Origin of the sequence: uncultured Idiomarina sp., assembly GCF_964010655.1 — a bacterium.
GTDB classification, from domain to species: domain Bacteria; phylum Pseudomonadota; class Gammaproteobacteria; order Enterobacterales; family Alteromonadaceae; genus Idiomarina; species Idiomarina baltica.
Window position 1 is genome coordinate 1 of sequence record NZ_CAXGLS010000008.1, and the last position, 26645, is coordinate 26645.

At 48.3% G+C, this 26645-nt stretch carries 20 protein-coding genes; 5 read left to right on the plus strand and 15 right to left on the minus strand.

The annotated features are described in order from the left end of the window. A partial coding sequence (gene topA, locus ABNS04_RS03655) for a type I DNA topoisomerase (RefSeq protein WP_348671190.1) occupies positions 1-1314 on the minus strand: 1314 nt, incomplete at its 3' end. 302 nt (positions 1315-1616) lie between these two features. Between topA and astB the strand changes: the two genes are divergently transcribed. Further along, a complete protein-coding gene (gene astB / locus ABNS04_RS03660; RefSeq protein ID WP_272978109.1) occupies positions 1617-2957 on the plus strand; it encodes an N-succinylarginine dihydrolase in 1341 nt (446 codons plus the stop codon). Positions 2958-3015: 58 nt separating this feature from the next. Here astB and purF read toward each other — a convergent pair whose 3' ends face one another. From purF to fabB, 10 genes are all read right to left on the minus strand, one after another. Then, positions 3016-4533 (minus strand): amidophosphoribosyltransferase, encoded by a 1518-nt coding sequence (gene purF / locus ABNS04_RS03665; RefSeq protein WP_272978103.1) that lies wholly within the window; start codon positions 4531-4533, stop codon positions 3016-3018. 15 nt (positions 4534-4548) lie between these two features. After that, entirely contained in the window at positions 4549-5043 is a 495-nt protein-coding gene (locus tag ABNS04_RS03670) for a CvpA family protein (protein ID WP_272978104.1), read from the minus strand. 74 nt (positions 5044-5117) lie between these two features. Beyond that, positions 5118-5651, minus strand: a complete 534-nt coding sequence (locus ABNS04_RS03675; protein ID WP_272978105.1) for an SPOR domain-containing protein — start codon at positions 5649-5651, stop codon at positions 5118-5120. A gap of 9 nt (positions 5652-5660) precedes the next feature. Further along, entirely contained in the window at positions 5661-6923 is a 1263-nt protein-coding gene (gene folC, locus ABNS04_RS03680; protein WP_272978106.1) for a bifunctional tetrahydrofolate synthase/dihydrofolate synthase, read from the minus strand. A gap of 14 nt (positions 6924-6937) precedes the next feature. Next, on the minus strand, positions 6938-7819 hold the full coding sequence (gene accD / locus ABNS04_RS03685; RefSeq protein ID WP_006955128.1) for an acetyl-CoA carboxylase, carboxyltransferase subunit beta: 882 nt from the start codon (positions 7817-7819) through the stop codon (positions 6938-6940). Between the two features lie 98 nt (positions 7820-7917). Further along, positions 7918-8703 (minus strand): tRNA pseudouridine(38-40) synthase TruA, encoded by a 786-nt coding sequence (gene truA, locus ABNS04_RS03690; RefSeq protein ID WP_272978107.1) that lies wholly within the window; start codon positions 8701-8703, stop codon positions 7918-7920. A gap of 21 nt (positions 8704-8724) precedes the next feature. Continuing rightward, positions 8725-10968: a FimV/HubP family polar landmark protein gene (locus tag ABNS04_RS03695; RefSeq protein WP_348671191.1), complete on the minus strand. Its 2244-nt coding sequence runs from the start codon at positions 10966-10968 to the stop codon at positions 8725-8727. Positions 10969-11046: 78 nt separating this feature from the next. Further along, complete coding sequence (locus tag ABNS04_RS03700) at positions 11047-12063, minus strand: aspartate-semialdehyde dehydrogenase (protein WP_006955131.1); 1017 nt, start codon at positions 12061-12063, stop codon at positions 11047-11049. Positions 12064-12078: 15 nt separating this feature from the next. Beyond that, a complete protein-coding gene (locus tag ABNS04_RS03705; protein WP_337877728.1) occupies positions 12079-13224 on the minus strand; it encodes a 4-phosphoerythronate dehydrogenase in 1146 nt (381 codons plus the stop codon). Positions 13225-13248: 24 nt separating this feature from the next. Then, entirely contained in the window at positions 13249-14463 is a 1215-nt protein-coding gene (gene fabB / locus ABNS04_RS03710) for a beta-ketoacyl-ACP synthase I (RefSeq protein WP_272977279.1), read from the minus strand. Between the two features lie 210 nt (positions 14464-14673). Here fabB and mnmC point away from each other — a divergent pair, with 210 nt between their 5' ends. Then, on the plus strand, positions 14674-16491 hold the full coding sequence (mnmC, locus tag ABNS04_RS03715; RefSeq protein ID WP_272977280.1) for a bifunctional tRNA (5-methylaminomethyl-2-thiouridine)(34)-methyltransferase MnmD/FAD-dependent 5-carboxymethylaminomethyl-2-thiouridine(34) oxidoreductase MnmC: 1818 nt from the start codon (positions 14674-14676) through the stop codon (positions 16489-16491). A gap of 1 nt (position 16492) precedes the next feature. Here mnmC and ABNS04_RS03720 read toward each other — a convergent pair whose 3' ends face one another. After that, positions 16493-16768: a YfcL family protein gene (locus ABNS04_RS03720; RefSeq protein ID WP_006955107.1), complete on the minus strand. Its 276-nt coding sequence runs from the start codon at positions 16766-16768 to the stop codon at positions 16493-16495. A gap of 88 nt (positions 16769-16856) precedes the next feature. Here ABNS04_RS03720 and fldB point away from each other — a divergent pair, with 88 nt between their 5' ends. Both fldB and ABNS04_RS03730 read left to right on the plus strand, forming a co-directional pair. Beyond that, entirely contained in the window at positions 16857-17381 is a 525-nt protein-coding gene (gene fldB / locus ABNS04_RS03725) for a flavodoxin FldB (protein ID WP_207328202.1), read from the plus strand. 19 nt (positions 17382-17400) lie between these two features. Continuing rightward, positions 17401-19803, plus strand: coding sequence for a zinc-dependent metalloprotease (locus tag ABNS04_RS03730; RefSeq protein WP_272977281.1), 2403 nt, complete (start codon positions 17401-17403; stop codon positions 19801-19803). Between the two features lie 66 nt (positions 19804-19869). On the opposite strand, the gene ABNS04_RS03735 is transcribed toward ABNS04_RS03730, so the two are convergent. The 3 genes from ABNS04_RS03735 to ABNS04_RS03745 form a co-directional block, all read right to left on the minus strand. Next, positions 19870-20262, minus strand: a complete 393-nt coding sequence (locus tag ABNS04_RS03735; RefSeq protein WP_006955104.1) for a hotdog domain-containing protein — start codon at positions 20260-20262, stop codon at positions 19870-19872. Positions 20263-20312: 50 nt separating this feature from the next. Then, positions 20313-22556 (minus strand): DPP IV N-terminal domain-containing protein, encoded by a 2244-nt coding sequence (locus ABNS04_RS03740; protein WP_272977308.1) that lies wholly within the window; start codon positions 22554-22556, stop codon positions 20313-20315. 82 nt (positions 22557-22638) lie between these two features. After that, positions 22639-24786, minus strand: coding sequence for a TonB-dependent receptor (locus ABNS04_RS03745; protein ID WP_348671192.1), 2148 nt, complete (start codon positions 24784-24786; stop codon positions 22639-22641). A gap of 181 nt (positions 24787-24967) precedes the next feature. On the opposite strand from ABNS04_RS03745, the gene ABNS04_RS03750 reads away from it, so the two are divergent. Continuing rightward, complete coding sequence (locus ABNS04_RS03750; RefSeq protein WP_272977283.1) at positions 24968-26620, plus strand: M28 family metallopeptidase; 1653 nt, start codon at positions 24968-24970, stop codon at positions 26618-26620. Positions 26621-26645: the final 25 nt, after the last annotated feature.

A 26645-nucleotide genomic window follows, 5' to 3' on the forward strand; every position in this document is an offset into this window, starting at 1 on the left:
CGCGAAACGCATCACACGACCGCGCGCTTTGAGTTCGAAGTCGCCCGCCTGTGCGGTTAGTGTTGTACTGTCGTATTTTGCTGGCACCATTTGACAAGCAACGAACTGACGCCAAATCAACTCATACAGCCGTTGCGCATCACGATCCATGCTTCCCAATTTATCAGCCTTAACGTTCACATCCGACGGACGAATCGCTTCGTGCGCTTCTTGTGCGCCCTCTTTGGAACCGTAACGATTAGGTTGTTTGGGCAGATAATTAGCTCCGAAGCTCTGCTCAATGTAATCACGACACGCGCTGACTGCATCAGCACTCAAATTGGTTGAGTCGGTACGCATGTAGGTAATGTGACCCGCTTCATACAAGCGCTGTGCTAGAGTCATGGTTTTCTTCACACCAAAACCTAAACGCGTACTGGCTGACTGCTGCAGCGTCGACGTGATAAACGGCGCCGATGGCTTGCTCGACGTTGGCTTGTCTTCACGAGAAATAATTTCATAGTCGGCATCTTTTAACTGTGCCAATGCCGCATCGGTCTGTTCTTTGTTCGCCGGCCTGAAGTTTTCACCGGCTTGCTTCACAACCTGCATACGCAAGTCATCTTTGGCTTGTGTCGCTAAATCAGCGTGTACGTCCCAGTACTCTTCCGGAACAAACGCTTTAATCTCTCGTTCGCGTTCGACTACCAAGCGGACAGCGACCGACTGCACACGACCGGCGGATAGCCCGCGGGCAATTTTCTTCCATAACAGAGGCGATACCATGAAGCCCACAACACGGTCTAAGAATCGACGCGTTTGTTGTGCGTTAACGCGATCCAAATTGAGCTGGGCTGGATGCGAGAAAGCATCTTGGATCGCATTTTTGGTGATTTCGTTAAAGACCACCCGTTGATAACGGTCGTTGTCCCCCCCCATCAGTTCGCGTAAATGCCACGCGATAGCTTCCCCCTCGCGGTCCAAATCCGTCGCGAGAATAACTTTATCTGACTTTTTCGCCAGTTGGGTAAGTTCCTTGACTACTTTTTCCTTACCGGGTAATACCTCGTAGTGCGCATCCCAGTCATGCTCAGGGTCGATTCCCATCCGCGCTACCAAACGTTTAAAATCACGTTGCTGTTGGTAAGCCGCCTTATCCTCCGGCGACATTTTGCGGACTTCGGCCGCCGATTTACTGGGTACCTTTTCTACCGCCTTGGTAGGAAGGTCGCGCACGTGCCCTACACTGGACTTCACGATAAAATCGTTACCCAGGTATTTATTAATTGTTTTGGCTTTTGCCGGGGACTCGACAATAACGAGCGATTTCGCCATAGAGTTTAGCTTCTCTTTTCTTTAACTGTCAGACGATATAGGTTCATAACCACAAAAATACAAGTGGCAACCCGATGATTCTGCCTTTTTTAAGATATATCGGTTATTTTCTTAAGAAACAACCATAACCTGTGTATTTGATAAAAATTCGCACAATTTAGATAAACAGTCAGACTCGGCGAATTTTCGGTAAGCCCACGAAAATAAAGGCTTACAAGCCGTTATTAACAACGTATAATAATTCTAATTCGATCATATCAGGCTAAACAGTAGCCCCCCGAAAGGAGCGCGAATACGTGACTATGCAACACTTTGAAGTGAATTATGACGGCCTTGTCGGTCCGACTCACAATTACGCTGGTTTGTCATTCGGCAACGTTGCCTCGTTAGCCAACGCAAAGGCTACCTCTAGCCCTAAAAGCGCCGCCCTACAAGGGTTAATGAAGATGAAAGCGCTGCACGACATGGGCATGAAGCAAGGCGTTTTGGCGCCACAAGAACGTCCAGATATTTATGCGTTGCGACGCCTCGGCTTCACCGGCACCGATGGCGAAGTATTATATAAAGCGGCAACCGAAGCGCCAGCTATTTTCCAAGCCGTGTGCTCAGCATCAAGCATGTGGACCGCCAACGCGGCGACTGTATCACCCAGCGCCGATACGGCAAATGGCAAAGTGCATTTTACACCGGCTAACTTAACGAATAAGTTTCACCGCTCACTCGAGCCTGTGACCAGTGGCAATATTCTTAAAGCCATGTTTGCGCATGAACGTTATTTCGAGCACCACACTCACCTGCCTGATAACGAGCACTTTGGCGACGAAGGCGCAGCAAACCACACGCGTTTATGTGAACAATACGGTCATGCCGGTGTTGAGATCTTTACTTACGGCCGTTGTGCATTTGATAGTACACAACCTGCACCGCGGAAGTTCCCTGCACGACAAACTTTGGAAGCATCTCAAGCCATCGCTCGCTTGCATGGTCTTACTGACGATAACACCGTTTATCTGCAGCAAAACCCCGATGTTATCGACCAAGGCGTGTTTCATAACGACGTTATTGCAGTAGGTAATCAAAACGTATTGTTCTACCACGAACAGGCATTCCGTGATACCGAACAGAAATTCGCTGAAATTCAACAAAAGTTTGGTGATACCCCAGTGCACTTTATCGAAGTTAAAACCGATGAGGTGAGCGTACAGGACGCGGTATCAACCTATTTGTTTAATACCCAGCTAATTACTCCACCAGATGGCATCATGACTCTCATTGCACCGACTGAGTGTGAAGAGAACCCTCGTGTAAAAGCCTACCTTGAGTCATTGGTGCAGCGCGATAATCCTATCAAGCGCGTTGAGTTCTTTGACGTTAAACAAAGTATGCGAAATGGCGGCGGTCCCGCGTGTTTGCGTTTACGCGTAGCGCTTAACGACGAAGAGCTTAAAGCCGCTAACCCAAACTGTTTGATGAGCGATGACTTGTATCAACGCTTAACTCAGTGGGTCGATAAACACTATCGCGAAAAGCTTGCCGTTGACGACCTACGTGACCCTGCGCTACTCGAAGAATCACGTTCAGCGCTTGATGAATTAACGCAAATTTTGAAGCTCGGTTCAGTTTATCCTTTCCAGCAGGACTAAGTTCAAAATAGTATAAAAAAGGGGCGCTTTAAGCGCCCCTTGTCATTTGATAACGACATTAATCATTGTCGTTATGCAGTTCTAAATTAGCATCTTCGCCGCCATCGCGTTGCGCTTTTGCCATATCATTGCGCGCGGCATCAAGTTCGTCGAGATAATCCTGATTAATATCCCCAGTAATATACTCACCACTAAATACTGACGTTTCAAAGCGCTGAACATTCGGATTCTCTTCACCGACCGCGCCTACAAGATCGTCTAAATCTTGATAAATGAGTCCATCGGCGCCAATCATGTCGCATATTTCGCTACTTTCGCGACCATGACCAATGAGCTCGTTGGCACTTGGCATATCGATACCATAAACGTTAGGGAAACGAATTTCAGGTGCAGCCGAAGCAAAATAGACTCGCTTAGCCCCTGCTTCTCGTGCCATTTCAATAATCTGCTCAGAGGTCGTTCCGCGAACTATCGAGTCATCGACCAATAACACGTTCTTGCCTTTGAATTCCGCGCTAATGGCGTTCAACTTACGGCGCACTGACTTACGGCGCTGCGTTTGTCCCGGCATGATAAAGGTACGGCCAATATAGCGGTTTTTAACAAAGCCTTGGCGATACGGAAGATCCAGCACGCTCGCAATTTCAAGTGCGATATCACAACTCGTCTCGGGGATTGGAATGACCACATCGATATCCAAGTCGGCATAATCGCGTTTGAGCTTCTCACCCAACTTACGCCCCATGTTGACGCGTGATGCATACACGGAAATACCATCAATAAACGAGTCAGGCCGTGCAAAATAGACATACTCAAAAATACAAGGACAGTGCTTCGGCTTGTCTGCACATTGACGCGAAAACAGTTGCCCATCGTTGGTGATATAAATCGCCTCACCTGGCTCTACGTCGCGCACGTACTTAAAACCCGTACCATCGATCGCCACGCTTTCCGAAGCAACAATATATTCATCGCCTTCAGCCGTCTCACGCTTTCCGAGCGCAAGCGGACGGATGCCCCACGGGTCACGGAATGCAACCAAACCATGACCAAGAATCATTGACACCACAGCATAAGCACCGCGTACCTTACGATGCACCGCTGTGATGGTTCTAAACACATCATCAGCGTTAAGTTCTAAGCTGTCATTTTTGTCCAGTTCATTAGCGAAAACGTTCAGTAATATTTCCGAATCGGAGGTGGTATTAATATGACGACGCGCGGTTTTGAACAGATGTGCATGAACATCGGCTGCGTTCGTTAGGTTCCCGTTGTGCGCCATCGCAATGCCAAACGGCGAATTGACATAAAATGGCTGAGCCTCAGCTGAACTTGAACTGCCCGCCGTAGGATAGCGTACGTGACCAATACCGATGTTTCCGGCAAGGCGATGCATATGACGCGTATGAAATACATCACGCACCAAGCCATTGGCTTTGCGTAAGCGCAACGTATTGTACTCATCCACCGTCATGATGCCGGCAGCATCCTGTCCACGATGTTGGAGCATGGTTAAGCCGTCATACAGCGCTTGATTAACCGGCTGCTTGCCGACGATACCAACAATACCACACATAACTTTACGACCCTCTTAAACTGATTGCGGGACTAAAAAACTTGAACTGCTTTCTAGATATTCAAAAAACCACTGAATAAATACACCGAAATGCGGTATCAATACTGACTCCCGCCACCACTCGCTGTTTGACAGGGTGGTAAACGAGTCCATAAAGAACAGCAAAGCGCTCACGATAAGCACACCACGCAGCGCACCAAACACTAATCCAAGTACACGGTCGGTCCCGGAGAGGCCCGTGTGCTGAACAAGTTTCGAGAGGATATAGTTGAGAATGGCGCCGATAATCAACGTGGCAACAAACAACGCAGCGATAGCAGCCGCATTTCGGACAAGCGGATCTTGGATTTCAGTAAAATATACGGCTAGATCTTTGTAGAACTGACTCGAGATAACAAAAGCGGCTACCCATATTACGAGTGATACCGCTTCTTTGACGAAGCCTCGAATCAAACTCACCAAGGTAGAAATGGTGATGATGATAATGATTGCGTAATCTATCCAGAGCATAAGCACTCAGTCGCACTGAAAAAGTGAGCAGATTTTAACAGAATCCAATAAAAAATGCGGCTTTTTTTATTTCTTTACGGTTTATAGTTTAATACTTTGCCCTGCAGCCCCGTGAGCTCTTTGAGCGCCGCTAGCTGTTGTTCTAATGCGTGCTTTGAAGTATCCGGACCGACCATTAACTTAGTTAGCTGTCCTTGGCTTCCACCTGACTCAATAAATACCGCAAAACCCTTCTCTTGCAATTGCTTTTGCAAAGCCAACACACTGTCACGATTGCTAAAGGCACCCAATTGAATAACGAAAGCCTCGCCCGTCACGGTCACCGACTTCATTTCCCGCTCCGGTGCTTGCACTTGCTTTTGTGCATCCATCGTTGGTGCTTCATCGGCGGTGACCTCATCACTTTGCTCGGCAGCGACTTCCACCGGGGCTGGCTCAAACTCGGTCGGTGCCTGCAGCGAAGCACTCTGTTCGGGTTTCAGGGGGATCGTTTCGAAGTCTTCAACCGCTTCCGTTTTTTTACCATCCAGAACATCCGGTAAGATGATAACCGCGAGTGCAACCAGTATAAGGGAGCCAACAATTCTGTTTTGCAACCGACTTGCCACATTGAACTCCTATTCGTTACCCGAATTAATTTGTGCGTAAATGTGACCTACAGTGTAAAACGAGCCAAACGCGAACACCAGAGCGTTTTTTTGTTGTGCCCGCTCTACAGCAAAATCAAAAGCAGCTTCGACACTATCAAAACAACTGGCCTGTGCACTATTGAGCGCTTCACAAGCAGCCAGTTGTTCAGCTGTATTACCGCGCGGTTCATGTAAGGTGCCTAGCGCCCATTCAGTAATGTGGGGGCTTAATGCTTCAAACACGGCGTTGGCATCTTTATCTTTCAGCATACCCACTACCGCGATAATTTCTTGATGTGGCATGCGCTTTAGTTGCTGGGCAACATACTGTGCCGCATGACCGTTATGCGCGACATCTAGTAATACCTCCACCTGCTGGTAGTACAGTCGCTGCATACGCCCCATCAATGATGCCTTTACCAATCCTGCCTTTATGGCATCTTCGCTGACCGCCAATGGGAGGCATTCAAGCGCCGCTAATGTGGTCACAGCATTCACTAATGGAAGCTGAGGCGACGGTAAATTAAACAAGTTAACGTTAAGCCCGTAATAATGCCAATAGTCGTCATACCGTTTACTTGAAAAATCACGTCCCACTTGTTTAAGATCGGCACCGATTGATGAAGCCTGGGCAGCAATACTCTTCGGTGGGTAGCTGTCGCCGCAGATGAGCGGACGGTTTCGACGCGCAATCCCAGCCTTTTCAAAGCCTATTTTTTCACGGTTATCACCAAGAAATTGAACATGATCAATACCAATACTGGTGACTATTGCGACATCAGGATCAACCACATTCACAGCATCCAACCGACCACCTAAACCGACCTCCAAAATAGCGACATCGAGTTCAGCGCGTTGCATTAACCACAATGCAGCGAGCGTTCCCATTTCAAAATAGGTTAATGAGGTGTCTTGACGGGCGTCGTTGATAGCTGCAAAGGCCGCAGAATGCTCGGCTTCAGATAACAGGGCACCGTTGATTTGTACGCGCTCTCGGTAATCCACTAAATGCGGTGATGTATACACACCGACTTTGTAGCCCGCTTGTTGAAGTATTGACGACAACATCGCCACGCTGCTGCCTTTGCCGTTAGTACCCGCGACAGTAATAGTGAAACGAGCGGGCTGAGTAATTGCAGCGCGCTCACGCACTTGATGCGAGCGTTCTAACCCAAGGTCAATTTCTGTAGGATGGATTCGTTCAAGGTAAGTCAGCCAATCCGACAGCGAGCTAGTCGCTGTCGGCGTCATTATTTGCTCGTTCATCACAAGTCAGCGGCTTCCATTTCACTTTGTGCCGGGCTTTCTAGATTTTGGAATTTAGCTAACAGACGTGCCACAGTTGAGCGCATCTCGCGACGATCAACAATCATATCGATCGCGCCATGTTCTAGTAGAAACTCAGCACGCTGAAAACCTTCCGGTAAGGTTTGGCGTACCGTCTGTTCGATAACACGAGGCCCTGCAAAGCCTATCAATGCCTTAGGTTCAGCAATGTGGATGTCACCCAACATCGCCAAACTCGCACTCACACCACCCATCGTCGGATCGGTTAAAATCGAGATATAGGGCAGACCCGCTTCGCTCATCTTAGCCAACGCGGCAGAGGTTTTCGCCATTTGCATCAACGACATCAAAGCCTCTTGCATACGCGCTCCGCCAGATGCTGAGAAGCACACCAGTGGTAGGTTATGTTCCAAACAAAGCTCAGCAGCTTGCACGAACTTAGCGCCGACTACGGATGCCATCGAGCCACCCATAAAGTTAAAATCAAAGGCTACAGCGACCACGGGAACGCCTAATACCGTTCCACGCTGTGCAATCAAGGCATCTTTTTCGCCACTGCTTTTTTGAGCTGCGGCAATTCTATCTTTGTACTTCTTCGAATCCTTAAACTTAAGGATATCTTTAGGTTCCAAATCCGCAGCAATTTCTGAGACGCCAGTCTCATCTAAAAAAATGCGTAATCGTTCGCGGCCTGTCAAACGCATGTGGTGCCCACATTTAGGACAAACATTTAAACTACGGTCTAAATCGTTACGATACAAAATGGCATCACACGCAGCACATTTGCTCCAAACGCCTTCTGGAACATTGCGACGTTTGTTGACTTTAGGTTTAGCAAGAATACGTTCAATCCAGCTCATAATGGTCCGCTTACTCAGCTTTAATAAAAAATTTTGATTAGATTACATGGTAGCACAAATGGGTCAAGCAAAGAGGTCGTAACAGTCGCGGTTTTTTATCACTCTGTAAACCAAAGCGGACCCGGTTCAGCTTTAGGTAGTTGCCAGTCTTTCGGGTAATCCACTTCGACTAAGTACAAACCGCCTGGCTTGGCGGTCGCCGCTGCTTTGGTGCGGTCTTTTCCTGCTAACAGCTCGCCGAGCCAACTGGGATCTTGCTGATGGCGACCGATAACAATGAGGCTACCAACAATATTACGCACCATATGATGCAAGAAAGCGTTGGCTTTGATATCGACAATAATAAAATCGCCACGGCGATGAACATTGAGGTGGGTTATCTCACGATGGGCAGAGTGCGATTGGCATTGCGCCGCGCGAAAAGCACTAAAATCATGTTCCCCTAATAAAGCCGGAGTCGCCGCCTGCATCGCATCAACATCGAGTGGGTGATGATAGTGACTGACGCCGTGACTATGAATACCCGGTCTTAGAGCGTGGTTAGCAATGATGTAACGATAGCGACGCGCAGTCGCACTAAACCGTGCGCTAAAACTATCATCAACCGGTTGTGCCCAGCGCACTGCGATATCAGGTGGTAGATGGCTATTAACCCCTAAGGTCCAGGCGGCTGCGCGTCGTGGCGTAGAGACATCAAAATGCACGACCTGGTTGGTTGCATGAACGCCCGCATCGGTTCTGCCGGCACACACGGTTTCTACCGCCTGATCGGCGACCTTACTTAAGGCGTTTTCCAGCCTTTGTTGAACTGAGTCCACTTCACGCTGGCGTTGCCAACCATAGTAAGCTCGACCATCATACTCAAGCCCTAACGCAATTCGCATACAACTCCCTTACGAATTCAATTATTCCGACTGCAAACGTTGCAATAAGACGCGTGCTTCTTCGGCAACCTCATCCTCGCCTTCAGATAAAGTGACCAAAATGTCCTCGGCATCTTCCTTCTCATCCATATCGAGGTACGCACGAGCAAGATCAAGCTGACCGAGTCGCTCCTCATCCGCAGTATCCAACTCATCCTGCGGCGAACTCTCGCTTTCTTCGTCACCCAGCACACGACCGACGTTATCCGACGTATAGTTGTCGGTCTCCTCTTCGCTATCGGCCTGTTCCATCAACTCGTCTATATCCACGTACTCATCTACCGAGGACGACGTGTCAGCGTTCCCCGCTTGGTCCGTTGATACGTGCTCTGTTTCCTTATCGGCCTCAGTATCACTGTCTTTTGTCAGCTCGGTCAGCGAACTTTCCACTTCAGCAGCTTCATTTAACAGGTCGTCCAACTGTTCATCAGACACTTCATCGGACGGCTCTTCTTCGTCGACTTCGTCAGTCTCTATTCCCAGTTGCGCCAGCGCATCATCCAACGGGTTATCATGCTCCCCATCATCAAACTCGGTATCTTCGGCGGAATCATCTGATGAAGGTGTCTGTTGCGCGTCCGCTTCTGACTCTTGATCCAGCGTTTCTTCTGCTTCTTGCTCTGGTTCTGCTTCTGGCTCTGGCTCTTGTTCCGGTTCGTCTTTCGATGCTTCAGCGGCCGCTTCTTCATCAAAAATATCATCACTGACTAATTCGTCATTGGAGTCTTCACTCTCCGCACTTGGCTGTTCAGCCGATTCGTTACTTTCCTGGTCTTCACCTGTAACGTCTGCATCCTCGCTCTCGTTTGCACCCTCATTTGCTTGCTCATCCAGATCGAGATCCAGTGCTGGCACTTCGTCATCTTCGGCTTCGCCAAATAGCTTGTCCAGTTCATCTTGAGACAATTCAGAGGATTCATCGCTGTCTTCAGGCTCAGTCTTGTCAGTATCCGGTTCCGCCACCAACGACTCATCATCTTCTTCGGGAAGTACATGTTGATCGATATCATCAACATCACTACCTTCGCTATCACCGTTATTGTTAGGGAACAACGGGTCTTCTTCATCATCATCACCATCAAGCTGAATACTAAAATCATCGTCTTGATCAACAGGCGAGTTTTCTAATTCGGCTTCTAGGTCACTTAAATCGTTACCCTCTTCTTCTTCATCATCAAGTGCCGTATTACCATCAAAATCGAATAGACCATCATCAGCGTGAGTTGAGGCGCCACCCATTAACTCACGGTCAAGTTGCTCAGCCGCTTGCTCTTCAGTAAGCTCTTGCTCTGACGCACCAGTCTGGCTCGACTCAGCGACCGTCTTATTGCGACGGAAGAAAAACCAATAAATTAATCCTAAAATGAGCAGTGCAGGTAAAATCGATAACAAAGCGATATTAAGCGGACTTTGCAACCACGACAGTCCATCCGCACTTTGTTGTTGCTGCTGTTGATTAATGAGGGCTCTTTGTTGCTCTAATAGCTGATTGAACTGGCCCTCTAGATCATCAGACTCTTTTAGCTGCTCGGAGATAGTGGCGATTCGGTCGGCTAAATCATCGAGCCGCTTCTGAATTGACTCATTTTCCGCATAGACCTTTTTAACCGCGTTCATTGAATCATTGACTTGCGACTGTAACTCAGCAAAGTTGGACTGCTGACGTGATTCCACTTGTTGAATGGCTTCTTCGGCGCGCGCTTTGGCTTGCTCTAATAACTGCTGCTGCTCAGTTCGTGTTTGCTTTGCCTGCTGCTCAATTGCAGCGAGTTGCTGCTGTTTATCCTGTAAAGACTCATCGGCCAAGACCTGTCGCCGTGCAGCCTCTGGGTTAATCATCTTAATTTCTTGCAAGCTGGGTATACGCAAGTAAAAACCATCAAGCATTCGATTCATGTTGCCATCCACGAACGCGCGTGGATTTGCTTGAACAATAGCCGCCATCGTTTGGTAGACCGTCACACTCGAGTGCGGCCGATAGCGTGATGCGATAGACCACAGCGTATCAGACGACTTAATCGGGCCATAACGCTCTTCGCCAGAACGCACATCGGATGCCTCGGCACCTTTCGGCCCCTTGATAATCGTTCCGTCCTGGTAAAACGCGTGGGCAGAAAGTGGAATGCATAAGAATACAGCCATCGCTACTGATGTAACGACACTCATTGTTAAGTGTTTTATCAACTGCTTAATCCCTTTATTGTGATTTGATTGGGAATCACTCATGTTCGTTCTCTTGCCCACGATTTCCTATAATATTTAACGGCTATAAACATAAAAACTTTATTTTAAGCCACTTCGTTATTACCAGTATTCTTTAATCAACAACTCCGCGATTTGGATCGAGTTAGTTGCAGCGCCCTTACGGATATTATCTGAAACAACCCACAAATTTAGACCTTGCGGATGACTAATATCTTCTCGAATACGCCCTACAAAAACATCATCCTTACCCGCGGCATCGCCAACCTGAGTCGGAAAATCTTGGCGGTCTTCACACAACGTGACACCCGGCGCTTCACGTAACAAGTCTTTAGCGTACTCAGCGGTTATCGGTTGTCGTGTCTCGATATGGATGGCTTCAGCATGCCCAAAGAAAACAGGTACGCGAACCGCCGTTGGGTTCACTCGAATGCTCTGGTCGTTAAGTATTTTTTGTGTTTCCCACACCATTTTCATTTCTTCTTTGGTGTAGTCATTATCCTGAAAAACATCAATTTGCGGAATGCAGTTAAAGGCGATCTGACGGCTAAACTGGCTAACGGTTGGCTCCTTGGCGTTCAATAGCTCGGCCGTCTGCTTAGCCAACTCTTCCATCGCCTCTTTTCCCGCGCCTGAAACAGACTGATACGTAGCGACATTAATCCGTTCTATACCGACCGCATCATGCAATGGCTTTAACGCAACCATCATTTGAATGGTTGAGCAATTAGGGTTGGCAATAATGTTACGGTTTCTAAAGTCTGCTAGCGCCCAACCATTAACCTCAGGCACAACCAGAGGAATATCCGGTTGATAACGAAACTCGGAGGTATTATCAATAACCACACAACCGGCCTCAGCAGCCTTTGGAGCAAATACTTTTGAAATCTCACCACCGGCAGAGAAAAAGCCGATATCAGCTTCGCTCCAGTCGAAAGTCTCCGCATCAATGACTTCGACATCTTCCCCTTTAAAGCTTACCGTCGCACCTACCGAACGCGCGCTGGCTAACGGATACAATTGCGCAACGGGAAAGTCACGTTGCTGTAAAATCTCGATCATTTGCTGACCAACAAGCCCTGTCGCACCCAATACCGCGACACGAAAACCTTCTGCCATAATCACTCCTAAAGCCTAACAAACTTGGTATGCATTAAAACCAAGCTGCTTGAATCGAATAACCTGTGCTGCATTATGACATGCAATACTTTGATTGTTGAGTTGTCGACGAGGATTATCTTTACGATAATTCTTGCGTAGTTGATCAAAACCCGATGCTGTCAGCCCGTGGCTACGCATCATGCGATCATCTTCATCGATAGGGTACAGTGCCAAAACGAGTTTGGCTAAGTCAGGGAGTCGTTGAATACTGACGGCACCTAAAGTCCGCCAATTAACCTCGGGTAGAACATCGGCTAATTTGACCGGCAAGGGAATATCAAAGTGTTTGCATAAGGCAGTAGCGACTTGATATGCGCCACCGACTTTGCCTTCTAAACTATGCCCAGCAATATGCGGCGTCGCAATGGCAAGGTAAGGTAAAATAGCCTTGTTAACCTCAGGCTCACCCTCAAATACATCAAACACCAATGTCGGGCATTCGCCTTGCTCGCATCGCGCAATGACCGCATGGTTATCGATCACGGCACCTCGACACGCATTAATGAGTAGTTGACCAGAGTGCAATGACTGCAGCGCTTCAATATCAATGAGATGATGCGTTGGGTACAACCCCTTACGCGTTAACGGCACGTGTAAACTAATAATGTCCGAAGTTAGCACCCGCTGCCAATGTGAATGAGCTCGGCTATCACCTTGTTCTGCGAGCGGCGGATCATAGTAATGCACGTTCATGCCCAACGCCGCTAAGCGTTGACCGGCAGCCGTGCCGGTATGGCCCGCTCCGACAATAGCGACGTCTAAATCGAATACCTCGTCGAGCCGGTGTTGCTGTTGCAGTACCTTAAGCACCGCCGTAAGCACATACTCACCGACTGAGTCTGCATTGCAACCCGGTGCATTGGCCCACTGAATCGCACGCGCATCAAGCGCATCAATCGCTAAATGTTCTTTACCGATGGTTGCCGTCGCAACAAATTTTAGTTGTGGCGCTTGCTTTAATAACGCCGCGTCGACTTGCGTAATTGACCGAACTAACAACGCGTCGGCCGTTTCGAGTAGCTCGGGAGGGGGCGTTCGGCCAACATAAGATGAGAGGTGACCTACGTTGCCTAATAACTCAGGCAACGCAGGAATATTCTGGTCGGCAACGATGTGAATACGTTTAGACCGATTCAAAATAACTTAGTCTTGATATTCGCGCAGTACCAATGATGCATTGGTGCCACCAAAACCAAAGCTGTTAGACATCACAGTGCGTAACTTAGCTTCCGTAGGTTCGCGCACGATGTTCATACCCTCAGCAGCCTCATCTAAGTTATCAATATTGATGCTCGGCGTCACAAAGCCATTTTTCATCATCAATAACGAGTAGATTGCCTCGTGTACACCTGCGGCCCCTAACGCGTGACCTGTCATTGCTTTAGTTGCGCTAATAAATGGCGTCTTCTCCGGGAACACCTCACGAATCGCCTCTAATTCCTTAACATCACCCACAGGCGTACTGGTACCGTGCGTGTTTAAGTAGTCGATTGGCGTGTCAACGGTTTCCATCGCCATCTTCATGCAGCGAATTGCGCCTTCACCCGACGGCGCTACCATATCGTAGCCATCAGATGTCGCACCATAGCCAACGATCTCGGCATAGATTGTTGCACCGCGAGCCTTCGCAGCCTCAAGTTCTTCAATGACCAAAATGCCGCCGCCACCTGCAGGGACAAAGCCATCACGATCGCGGTCATAGGTACGCGATGCTTTTTCTGGCGTATCATTGTATTTGGTGCTTAGAGCGCCCATCGCGTCAAATTCCATACCGAGCGTCCAGTGCAACTCTTCACCACCGCCAGCAAATACGCGATCTTGCTTGCCAAATTGAATTAGTTCCAACGCATGACCAATGCAGTGTGCCGATGTTGCACACGCAGAACTAATTGAGTAATTAATGCCTTTAATCTTAAATGGCGTTGCCAAACAAGCGGATGTGGTTGATGCCATGCATCGCGGAACCATGTAGGGCCCTACACGCTTAACACCACGCTCGCGAAGAATATCAGCAGCCGCCACTTGATGTTCACCTGACGCTCCGCCTGAACCCACTACGAGACCAGTACGCGGATTAGATACTTCCTCTTCGCTTAAGCCAGCGTCTTCAATCGCTTGTTGCATCGCAATATACGCATAGGCTGCTGAATCACCCATGAAGCGTAAGGCTTTACGATCAATATGGTCTTTGACGTCTAACCGAACTGGGCCCCAAACTTGGCAACGCAACCCCATTTCGGCAAAGGATTCAGAACGCTCTATGCCCGACTTACCGGTACGTAGCGATTTAAGGACTTCTTTTTGATTGGTTCCGATACTCGATACAATACCGAGTCCGGTAATCACAGCTCTTCTCATTACTTATTCCTGTATTGGCGATGGGCCGATAAATTAAAAATTTTCTTATGTTGTATGGTAACGAACAACGGGTCAACAGGTGGTCTGCTTTGTATAAAATTTTTTCTCTTTACCCTGCCTGTTGTCTTACCATCAAGTACAAAGTCATCAACTATTGTTTGCAAAGTTGTTATTATAGCGAGCATTGCGCAAGAATTCATGGTGTTCAGCATGTCAAATCATGCAAAAATCGATTTTAACGAGTCGGGCGTGCCCATCTCACAAACATTTGATGATATCTATTTCTCTATAGACAGCGGTATTGACGAAAGCCAATACGTTTTTCTTAAGCACAATGGTTTACCCGAACGTTGGGTCAGCTTGCCAGCTCAGTATGACTTTGTTGTGACAGAAACGGGCTTTGGGACAGGGCTAAACTTTTTGCTCACATGGCTCGACTATCGTCAACATGCTCGGTCCTGTACACGGTTACACTTTATCAGCGTTGAAAAGTACCCTCTTTCCAAGTCTCAGCTAGCACAGGCATTAGCCACACTACCCGCGGTCGCTGCTGTGGCCGAACCATTACTCGAACAATATCCCGCAACAGAACCGGGTTGTCACCGTTTAGTTTTTGACCAAGGGCGGGTTGTGCTGGATTTGTGGATTGGCGATATTATCGAAACCCTAGCCGAGTGGCAGACAAGTCTGGCTCATCAAGTCGATGCTTGGTTTCTGGACGGCTTTGCGCCGGCAAAAAATCCAGCGATGTGGCAGTCGGCGCTATTCAACACCATGGCAAATTCGGCGCATCGAGACACCACTTTTGCCACATTTACCGCAGCGGGCTTGGTCAAGCGCGGACTTAATGAAGCCGGTTTCCAGGTCAATAAAGTCAAAGGCTTTGGTCGTAAACGCGAAATGTTATGTGGTCACTTCCCGGGTCAGAAAATAAAAAGTAGCCGCTGTCGTGCACCCGTTACCTTGGTCGGCGGGGGCATTGCCAGCGCTTGCTTAGCGCGCGCTTTACAGCAACGGCAAATCCCCTGTCGTGTCATAAGTCAGGGCTTAGCCGACGGCGCATCGGGTAACCCGCAAGGCGCAGTTTATCCGCTGTTGCACGCTGAACTCACACCGTTAACTCGGTTCTATTTGCAAGCCAGCTCGACCGCAATCAGCTATTACACCCCTTGGCGTGATCGCTATTGGTTCGTGTCTGGTGTGATTCAACCGGCATTTAATGCCAGCCGCATCGATAGGATAGAGAAGGTTACCGCGTGCGATTACTCATCCGCGACGGTCACGGCGCTCGCCAGCGAGCAGAGTTCGACGCTTGCTCGACTCCCCATCGAGCAACCGAGTTTATATTATCCTAATGCAGGCTGGTTAAATCCATCAAAACTGGTTCGGGCCATGTTCAACGAGTCGGATTCCGACTGGATGACCGACACCGTTGAACGCATTTTTCCAAGTAACTTAGACAGCCCCACACTAGCCTGGACACTGGTCGGTACTCGCGCCCGTTACTCGGCAGCGCGCGTCGTGATCGCATGCGGCCACGCCTCAGCGACACTCTTTGAGTCCAATCTGAAGATGATACCCGTAAAAGGTCAGATCTCGACTATTCGGGCGACCGCGGAAACAGAAGCATTGAACAAGGTGCTTTGCTACAAGGGTTACATGGTACCGGCACAAAATGGCGAACACTGTATCGGTGCGACCTTTGAACGTGGCCAATCCGACCTGAATGCTTCCGTCGAGGCCGATACAGCGAACTGCGATTCGCTTGCGCGTTGCGCTCAGCAAACTTGGAGCCAACACCTTGAGGTCACAGGGCATCGTGTCAGTATAAGAGCCACGACACCCGATCACATGCCCGCAGCCGGTGCCCTAGACACGGGTCTTATGCTGTTGAGCGGACTTGGCTCACGCGGTTTAACCGCAGCACCCATCTTAGCAGAGCTGTTAGCCGAGCAACTCAGTGGCGGTGTGGTTCCGTTAACAAAAGACGCGCGATCGCGCTTGCAACCACAACGTCTGATTAAGTGAGTTAAACGCTACGAACCACGATGTCGAGCTGTTCAACTAAGTTATTCACATGCGTTTGGTCGGCCGGTGCAAGTTCATGCTTTGCCTGCTCGACCGCCGCTTTAAGGTTGGGAATGATCGCTTGGGCATCCGTTTCGTCGTTCATTTCCATGCGGGCAACGACTAGGTCAAAATGGCCACGGAGATAACCGCTCGCAAACAACTCATCATCGGAACCATCAACGTAAACCTGATCGAAGACACTTTCTAACTGCTCAATAACCGCATTAAACGACATCTAATCACCTTTTTTCATATTACTGAGACGTTATTTTAACGAGGTTTTTGCTACAATGCACCCATCGAAACTATCCAACGAGGTTGTTATGTCGTTGCAAATTGGCCTGTTTTATGGCTCAACTACCTGCTATACCGAAATTGCCGCTGAAAAAATTCAGCAAGCCATTGGCGAAGACATTGTCTCGATATTTGATATTAAAGACACGCCGCTAAAAGAAGCTGAACAGTTTGATATCCTCATTTTGGGTATATCGACATGGGACTTTGGCGAGCTTCAAGAAGACTGGGAAAGTCATTGGGACGATATTACGCCGCTCAACTTACAAGGCAAAATCGTTGCTCTTTATGGCATGGGCGACCAGCAAGGCTATACTGATTGGTTTCAGGATGCGCTCGGCATGTTGCACGACGCCATTGCCGATAAAGACTGTAAGCGCATCGGCTTTTGGCCGAACCAAGGTTACGAATTTGCTGCGTCTAAGGCGCTCACCGAGGATCAGCAGTACTTCGTCGGATTATCACTTGACGAGGACACTCAGTACGACTTATCTGAAGAGCGCATCGAGCAATGGACAACACAAATTCTCGAAGAAATAGCTGAACAACTATAACAACAAGAAGGAAGCCAACATGCGAAACTTAATTCGCGTTGTATGGATTAGTATTGCGTTGCTGCAAACCAGCCTTGTAATCGCAGCGCCTGAACCGATACCCCGTGTTGCTGAGTTCACACAATCAATGCAAAAAGCCGAGGGCTTTTTTGATTTCTATCATGATACCAATCGCGGTAAATACTATTTGTATGTGCCCAGCAACCAAGGTTCATTTATCTTCCAGACCAGTTTACCTTGGGGGCTCGGTTCAAATGATGTCGGCCTAGATCGAGGGCAGCTAGGACAAACACAACTTGCCCATTTTACCGTGCAAGGTCAACGGGTTTTGCTGGTTGCCGAAAATACGCAATATCGTGCCGACGATAAAAATCCAGCCGAACACGCCAGTGTCCAACAGGCATTCGCCGATAGCACACTGTTTGGCTTTAATGTGGTTGCCGCAAACGAGAGCGGTGTGCTCGTTGATTACACACCCTTTCTAATGACCGATGTTCATGGTGTGAGTGAGCGCTTGCAACAGACGGGGCAAGGCCAGTACAGCATCGATAATGACCGCTCAGTTGTTTATCCCGCTCGGACTAAAAGCTTCCCGGACAATACCGAGTTCGAGGCAACGGTGACATTCGTCGGCAAGGGCAAGGGACACTACGTTAATGCCATTTTACCCAATGCTGATGCGCTCACTTTACATTTGCACCACTCGTTTATTCGTTTACCGGATGATAACTATCGCCCTCGTCAATTTTCGCCCAACAGTGGCTTTTGGGCGCAAACCTATTACGACTATTCAGCGCCCTTAGGTGAGCCCATTGTTCAGCGCGTTATCCCACGCCACCGTCTAGCCAAAAAAGATCCCATTGCTTCGAGCAGTGAGGCACAACAGCCCATCACATACTACCTTGACCCCGGGGCGCCAGAACCCGTTAAGTCTGCCTTACTTGAGGGCGCGTCATGGTGGGCGCAAGCATTTGCCGCGGCCGGCTATGAAAATGCGTTTCAAGTGAAAATGTTACCGGCCGACGCAGATCCTATGGATGTCCGTTATAATGTGATTCAGTGGGTCCACCGTGCGACCCGCGGTTGGTCTTATGGTTCATCGGTTATCGATCCGCGCACAGGTGAAATTATCAAAGGCCATGTAACGCTCGGTTCGTTACGTGTGCGTCAAGATATGAAAATCGCTGAAGGGCTAATAGGTCCTTTCAATAAAGAAAATAGCGAACAACTAAAAGAAAAAATCGAGCAAATGGCACTGGCACGTATTCGCCAATTAAGCGCCCACGAAGTCGGACACACACTCGGCATTGCCCATAATTTTGCCGCGAGCACTGAAAATCGCGCGTCTGTAATGGACTACCCTCACCCGCTTGTTACGCTGACAACCGAGGGCGTAATCAGTCTCAATGATGCTTATGATACAGGTATTGGCGAGTGGGATAAGCAAGTCATCGCCTATGGTTACAGCGATTTTGGTGGCATGCCCAGTGAGCGCGAGCAACTCGACCGAATTCTCAAAGAGAATCAATCCTTGGGCTTAACGTTTATCTCTGACCGCGACGCTCGCCCTACTGGCGGCGCACATCCTACCGCTCATTTATGGGATAATGGCAGTGATACAGTCACTGAACTCGAGCGACTCCTCAATGTACGTAAGCAAGTACTTGCTCAGTTTGGTCAACACCAACTCCCCGCGACTGCGGCGCTCAGCGACTTGCAAGAAGTATTTGTTCCTATTTACTTACTCCATCGCTACCAAACTGAAGCTGCGGCTAAATGGTTAGGGGGAGTCAATTATCGATACTATATCAATGACCATTCGCCTAACGATTTTACCGCGGTGAGTCCTGCATCACAGAAACGTGCTCTGAATCTGCTTATCGAGACGACACGTGCTGGCACAGTTCGCGTTCCGAAGCACATTCAGCAATTACTCGTTCCGCTCGCTTATGGCCACGAGGACAACCGTGAGCGCTTTGAGGGGCGCACAGGACTCATTCCAGATCCGGTAAGCATGGCTGCAAGTGCCTCTGGTTTTAGCTTGTCACTGATTTTAAATCCGGAACGACTTAACCGTCTGAGTCAACAACATGCTTCGAACTCTGACGTCCCATCACCTGTTGCGGTGGTCAATCAACTGTTCAGCACATTGATTAACGATTGGCAGTCACAACCCGAGGATCCTGTTAATCAACGTGTCTTAGTTACCGCCGCGAATGCGCTCGTGAACACCATGCAGGATGAAGTTGTCGCCCCCGAAGTTCGCCTTGCGTTACGCAAAGCGACCGTAAGGCTCACCAATAAGCTTAAAGGTCACAGTGTTGTCGAAGCGCTTGCTGAACAGCTCAACAACTACCTCACCGACGGAGAATGGCCTGCAGGTTATGCGCCCGCGGCACTGCCTCCTGGTTCGCCAATTTAATCACTAAACGGATGAGCATAAAAAAACGGCGCATGAAAATGCGCCGTTTTTTAAACTCAGTCATTATTAACTATCGAAGTTAAATTCATCCAGCTCTTCTTTTGTTTTGCCGTGAGGCGTCGGTTGACGGGTCTCTGGATCGATGTGTACAAAGACAATATCATCAGCCGTACAAATATTTTGCTTAGTATGCTTATTACGAACCACACAAGTAATATTCAATGAAGTACGACCGGCTGACTTAACCTGTAAACCAAACTCAACCACATCGCCTTGAAACGCTGAGGTTTCGAAGGTAATAGCGCCAATGTGCTTGGTCACCAAACTCTTAGCACCAAGCTGGCAACTCGCAAAAATATAGGCTTCTTCATCAATCCACTCGAGGATACGACCACCGAATAGAGAACCTGCAAAATTGAGGTCATTGGGCATGACCAAACGGCGAGATAAAAAGCGCATAGCGACTCCTCAACAGTTTAAATTCGTTTCAGAGTCGCTAGTATAACCTATTATTGCTTCAACGTTTGTTGAAAAAAGTTGGCAATTAATTGGTAACGATGAATACGCGTATTCTTACCATTAAGCGAGTGCTTCTTACCCGGGTAATTCATCATTTGGAATGGCTGTGCATTATCCTGCAACTGCTTATAGAGCTTCGTACTGTGCGTAAATAACACGTTGTCATCGGCCATACCGTGATAAATCATCAAGTCACCGCTTAACCCGTCCGTATAAGGAAATACCGACGCTTTCTCATACGCATCACCCTGCTGTGGCATCCCCATATAACGCTCAGTATAATGCGTATCATACAAGCGCCAATCGGTTACCGGTGCACCAGAAACGCCGGCGGCAAAGTAGTTTGACGCCTTAAACATCGCCATTAACGTCATATAGCCACCATAGCTGTGACCGTGAATCCCGATACGTTCAGGATCGACATAATCGAGCGTGCGTAAGAACTCAACACCACGAATTTGATCAGCGATTTCAGGCGTCCCCATATTCTTATAGATCGGTGCCTCAAATGCCTTACCACGATTGAACGAACCTCGGTTGTCGACACTGAATACAACATAGCCTTGCTGAGCCATGTATTGAACTAAGTAATTGCCCCAGCCTTTAGTGACGACTTGAGCGCCCGGTCCACCGTAAACATAGACCATGACAGGGTATTGTTTGCTAGAATCAAAATTAGCAGGCTTGGTGAGCTGGTAATAGAGTGTTTGCCCATCTTCAGCTTCCAAGGTCCCAAATTCGGGATACAACCAATCCCGCCAATACGGCTTTAACGGATGTTGGTCGTCGATTTTGTTTTCTTTTAGCCAAGTCAGACGTTTACCGGTCGGACCATTTAAACTGATCTGCGGCGGCTGTTTATAAGACTCAAAAGTATCCACATACGAGCTTCCGTCGGCCGCAAACTGTATATGGTGCATCCCCTCTTGCTCGGTAATGCGACTCGGTGTTGCAGGTGATGTGGTATTTAGCTGATTTCGATACAAGTGCAGCTCAAGCGGTGACTTCTCGCGTCCAGTAAAATAAAACACCCCGGTTTTCTCATCAATGGCTGCAAGTTCATCGACCTGCCAGTCCCCCGAGGTTAATTGACGAATCAACCCACCATCAACACGATACAGGTAAAGGTGCTTGTAACCGCTGCGCTCTGATGCCCAAATAAAATGCTTGTTGTCATCAAGAAAATAGAGATCGTCGTTTAGATTAACCCAGCTATCGCTCGTTTCAGTTAAAATCACATTGTCGGCCGTATCATTCACATCAACCATATGCAGGTCGAGTCGTTGCTGGTCGCGACTTTGCCACTGATAACTGAAACGTTGACTGTCTTTGAGCCATTTAACACGTGCTAAGTAGCCGTCACCTAATTCGTCGAGTCCAAGCCATTTGATTCCAGATTCAAGGTTATCCGCACCACTGAAATCAACATCCACCACACCTAAGTCAATATCAACATTCGGTGTACCAGCAAACGGGTAGCGCTGCTCGATCATATCAATGTGATCAGCATAAATCTCACTCCGTACCGCGATATCAACGGGAGACTCGTCGACCCGTGTTAAGGCAATTTTACGTTCGTTCGGTGACCACCAATATCCGGTCATACGATCGATTTCTTCTTGCGCGACAAACTCTGCCATACCATATTTAATGGTGTCTTTGCCCGAGCGCGTGATTGCCTGTTCGGTACCCGTTTCCAAAGAGTAAACATACAGGTTTTGCTCACGGATATAAGAAACATAATGTCCTTGAGGCGACAACTTTGCGTCGGTTTCAAACGCTTCGGTATGGGTAATTTGGCGTGCCTTGCCAGTTTCAAGTGAATAGTAATAAACATCACCGGCTAACGGAAATAGCAACGCATCGGACTGTGCTGACCACTGATAACTCACAATGCCGGAGCCACTCAACCTTAAGCGTTCACGACGCGCCTTTTCCTCATCGGATAAGACTTCCTCACCGGCAAACACGTCATCCGCATTCACTAAACGCTGATGCTTTTCGGTGGCTAAATTGTAAGACCAAAGGTCATAATGACTGGCATCATCAGCGCGACCTTTTAAGTAGGTCAAACGTTGACCGTCGGGTGAGAAACGCAGCGCTCGCATCGAGTCGCCGGAAAGTGATGGGGAGCTAAAAATTCGCTCAATAGATAGTTCTTTGCTTTCAACTTGTGGTTGCATCACCACTGAGGCCAGAATCACACTGGCTGATAATAATGAAAAACGCAGCATCATGGGTTCCCTGTTTTTTTTAACAGCGAGAGAATACCAAAGATGCTGCGTAATGTTCAGTCGATGCGTTCAATAAACAATGTTAAAAGGTCACTGACACACCAATTTTAAAGTTACGCCCTGCCATCGGTGCATCATCTTTTAAGAACGAACTATGCACACGACCCAATTGGTTGGTCAGATTCTCGCCCTTCAAATAAACCGTCGCACCATATTGTGCTAGCCAGTTCGGATAAAAGCTCGCGTGTGCATTGAGTAGACCAAAACCATCCGTCTCTGTCTCATTAGCGGCAATTTTATCCTGCGTTAAATAACGCGTATAGCCAATCGCGCCGTCCCAATGAGTCGCTTGATAACGCACTTCAGTACCTACACGTTGCGCGGGGATGCGTGGCAAATCGCCACCATCGCGCAATTCCGCACGCGTATAGTCACTGAAACCATGGACCGACCACGCATCCGTTAATCGATAATCGGCCTCTAACTCGTAGCCGTAGAGGTTGACATCGGCTTGAGAAAATTGCACCACCATCAAGCCATCGCCATCATGCGCATGATCATGGGCGGCTTCGCCCGCATGCTCATCATGGTGCTCATCGGTGTGAATCGCGGTCGAGTTAATGCCGGTAAAACGCTCGTAAATAAAGTCATCGACGCGATTGTAGAAAACGTTCGCTTGCACGTGAACGCGATCGGTTTCAAAGTGATAACCTACATCAATATTGTTGGACGTCTCGAGTTTGATGTCCGTGTTTTCTTGATGCAAATGGTATTCACCATTGCCTTCATCATGCAATTCGTAAAGCGTACCTAGTTCGTAGGTGCGTGTAGCGAAATGTTCACCGTTGGAGAATACCTCAGTCGCGCTAGGCGCACGCTCTGAATGAGAGAGATTCACTGAAAATGAGCTTGCATCATCAATATGATACATGTAGCCCGCCGATAATGAGGTGGCATTAAACGTATTAAGCGCCAGCTCAGTGCTACTCAGATCGGTCCGCTCTTGGCGAATGCCCAAGTCGACATGATGATTGTCTATTTCACGCTCAACCACCCAGAAAACACCTTGGCTCCGACGCTTGGCATCTGGCGTAAAGGCTTCTTCACCACGCGCTGTTTTATCGGCAGAGTCCCACTGAAAACCAATAGCGCCACTCCAGCCTGCAATAGGCGCATGACGCGCGGTCAGTCGAACTTCTTTTTGCTGGTTTTTAAATTGAGTGCCTACGGTGTCGCCCTCAATTTCGCTATGTTGGTAATCAGTCAGCGCAGCGCGCATTTCAATTACCTCGAAACCGCTAAAGGGGTCACGGAGCTCACCGGCAATTTGCCAGCGTTTCTGTTCTAAGTCGGCAAAAGGTCCTGCAGCCTCAGCGTGCGCGGGCTCCTCTTCATGCCCAGCTTCGTCATGATGATGATGTTCATGGCCCGGAATTCCATATTCTTGATAAAGACCTTGATAAGAGATACCAAAATAACCGTTATCGAACTGATAAGAAGCACCTACAGTACCGCCTTTCGAATCAACAAAACTATTTTCGACGTGGTCTAATACTTCGCCTTCATCATTGATAAAGTCAGGTGTATCGTAGTTATCCGACAAACGGCGATGCGCATCGACATAAAGCGCCCAGTCGCCATTACCCACCGTCATATCATATGAACCACCACGGCCGTTGTTTACACTGTCGTAGTTCACATTAACACTGCCCTCAAGGCCATAGACGGGTGCCGAGGGGATACGTTCGTCGACTACATTCACCACGCCACCAATAGCACCACTACCGTAGAGTAAAGTCGCAGGCCCCCGTAAGACCTCAATTTGTTCCGCAGTGCTAGTTTCGGTTGTTACCGCATGATCGGGGCTACCTCGAGATACATCCCCGGTATCCAAACCATTCTGTGTCACTTTCACTCGCGGTCCACCGAGACCCCGAATAATTGGACTACCAGCGACGCTGGCAAAATGCGTGTTATTAATACCAGGCTCTAGTGCGAGCGTTTCACCCAGACTATGTGCTTGTTTGAGTTTTAATTCGTCACCAGAAATAATATTCACAGGTTGAGCGCTTTCAAGCGGTGTCTTATTCAACGGACTCGCTTGGATCACGAGAGTTTCGTCCACCTTATTTGAGCGACTATCTTCTTTCGATTGCTGTTGTGCTTGAGCGAGGGCGCTGGCTGGCAAAGCAGCTAACACAGCAAGGGTGATTGCATTTAACGACTTCATAAATATACCTACTCTTATTGTTACTCAAGGAGAGCTCTAACCGGTTAATGTTATAATATAACATTACATGTCTGGTTTACGTTTTGCAACACTCTTGTTTGTTGACGTGGTAGTGATTCTGTATAACGTGGGGTACACTGTGGCTGATGTAACAACGAAGACAACTATGGGAACCTAACTGATGAAAGTAACACGCTTGCTCATCCCCACGCTGTTAGCTGCGTCGCTAGCGGCATGTGGTGGTCAGGATACAACCACTTCTCAAGCACCTGAAGTCAGTGCGCAAAAACAAAACATCAAAGCGCACCTTGAGTTCTTGGCAAGTGACGACCTACGCGGTCGCGAAACAGGAAGTCGTGGTCATGAAATCGCGGCAAAATACATCGCTTCTGAGTTTAAGCAAATGGGCTTACAACCAGCCGGCGACGACGGAACCTATTTCCAACGTATTCCGTTTAGAATTAGTACCTTGGTACCTAACAGTGCGAAAATGTCATACTCAGTTGATGGCGAAACCACTGAGTTCACTTTTGGTAAACAATTTATCACAGGTCCAAGTCACTATAGTCAACGTAGCGAAGTCACTGCACCCTTGGTCTTCGTTGGCTATGGCATGGAAGCGCCTGAATTTGGCTTAGACGATTATGCGGGCCTTGATGTTGAAGGCAAAATCGTGGTTATGCTAACAGGTCGTCCAGCTGATCTACCAAGTGAAGAAGGCGCTCACTTAGCTAACATTAAAGGCGATATCGCGCGTGAAAAAGGGGCTGTAGGTATTATCACCTTGCACACGCCAGAGCGCGAAAAAGTACGCAAGTTTGAAACCAGTGTCTACTACACTAAAACCCCTCGTATGACGTGGATTGGTCCAAACGGTCTGCCACAAGGTGAAGAACAGCAATTAATGGGTTCTGCCTACGTCAATATCGATGCCGCAAAAGCGATGTTTGAAGGTGCTGAGAAACCGCTGGAAGATATCTTTAAGCAGATCGAAGAAGATCCAAACGCTTCACCAAAAGGTTTTGCGCTTAACGGCTCAGTTTCTTTGGCGAAAGAATCTAACCACGAAGAAACCACCAGCCCTAACGTGGCAGCTGTCTTACCGGGGACCGATCCGAAGCTGAAAGACGAGTATGTGGTATACACCGCACACGCTGACCATATCGGCGTTGTTAAAGACTTGAGTAGCGATGACACCATCAATAACGGTTTGATGGATAACGCATCGGGTGTCTCCGTCATGCTAGAAACAGCACGTATGTTTGTTGACTCAGGTTTAGACAACAAACGTTCTATCATGTTCTTGGCAGTAACGGCAGAAGAAAAAGGCCTATTGGGTGCTGATTACTTCGCTAATAACCCAACAGTTCCCCTTAATAGCATCGTCGCTAACGTGAACCTAGATATGCCGGTACTGCTGTATGATTTTGCAGACGTCATTGCGTTTGGTGCATCACACTCAACGTTAGGTGAGACGGTTTCAAAAGCAGCGGCTAAGTTCAATATTGAGCAAAGCCCTGATCCAATGCCAGAGCAGGCGATCTTTACTCGTTCAGATCACTACACGCTGGTTAAGAAAGGTATCCCTGCGGTATTCTTAATGACCGGATTTACGTCACGCACCGAAGGTGAAGATGGTGGCGAAGTGTGGGGTAAATTCTTCGCTGAAAACTATCACCGTCCAAGTGATGACCTTCACAATTTAGAAGTGAACTACGAATCAGCAACGCGCTTTACTGATATTAACTACGAAATCGGTAAAGAAATCGCTAACGATCCGCAGCGTCCACATTGGTTAAAAGACTCTTACTTCGGTAAGCAGTTTAAAGACTAAAATAGTCGCCTAAATGAAAAGGCCT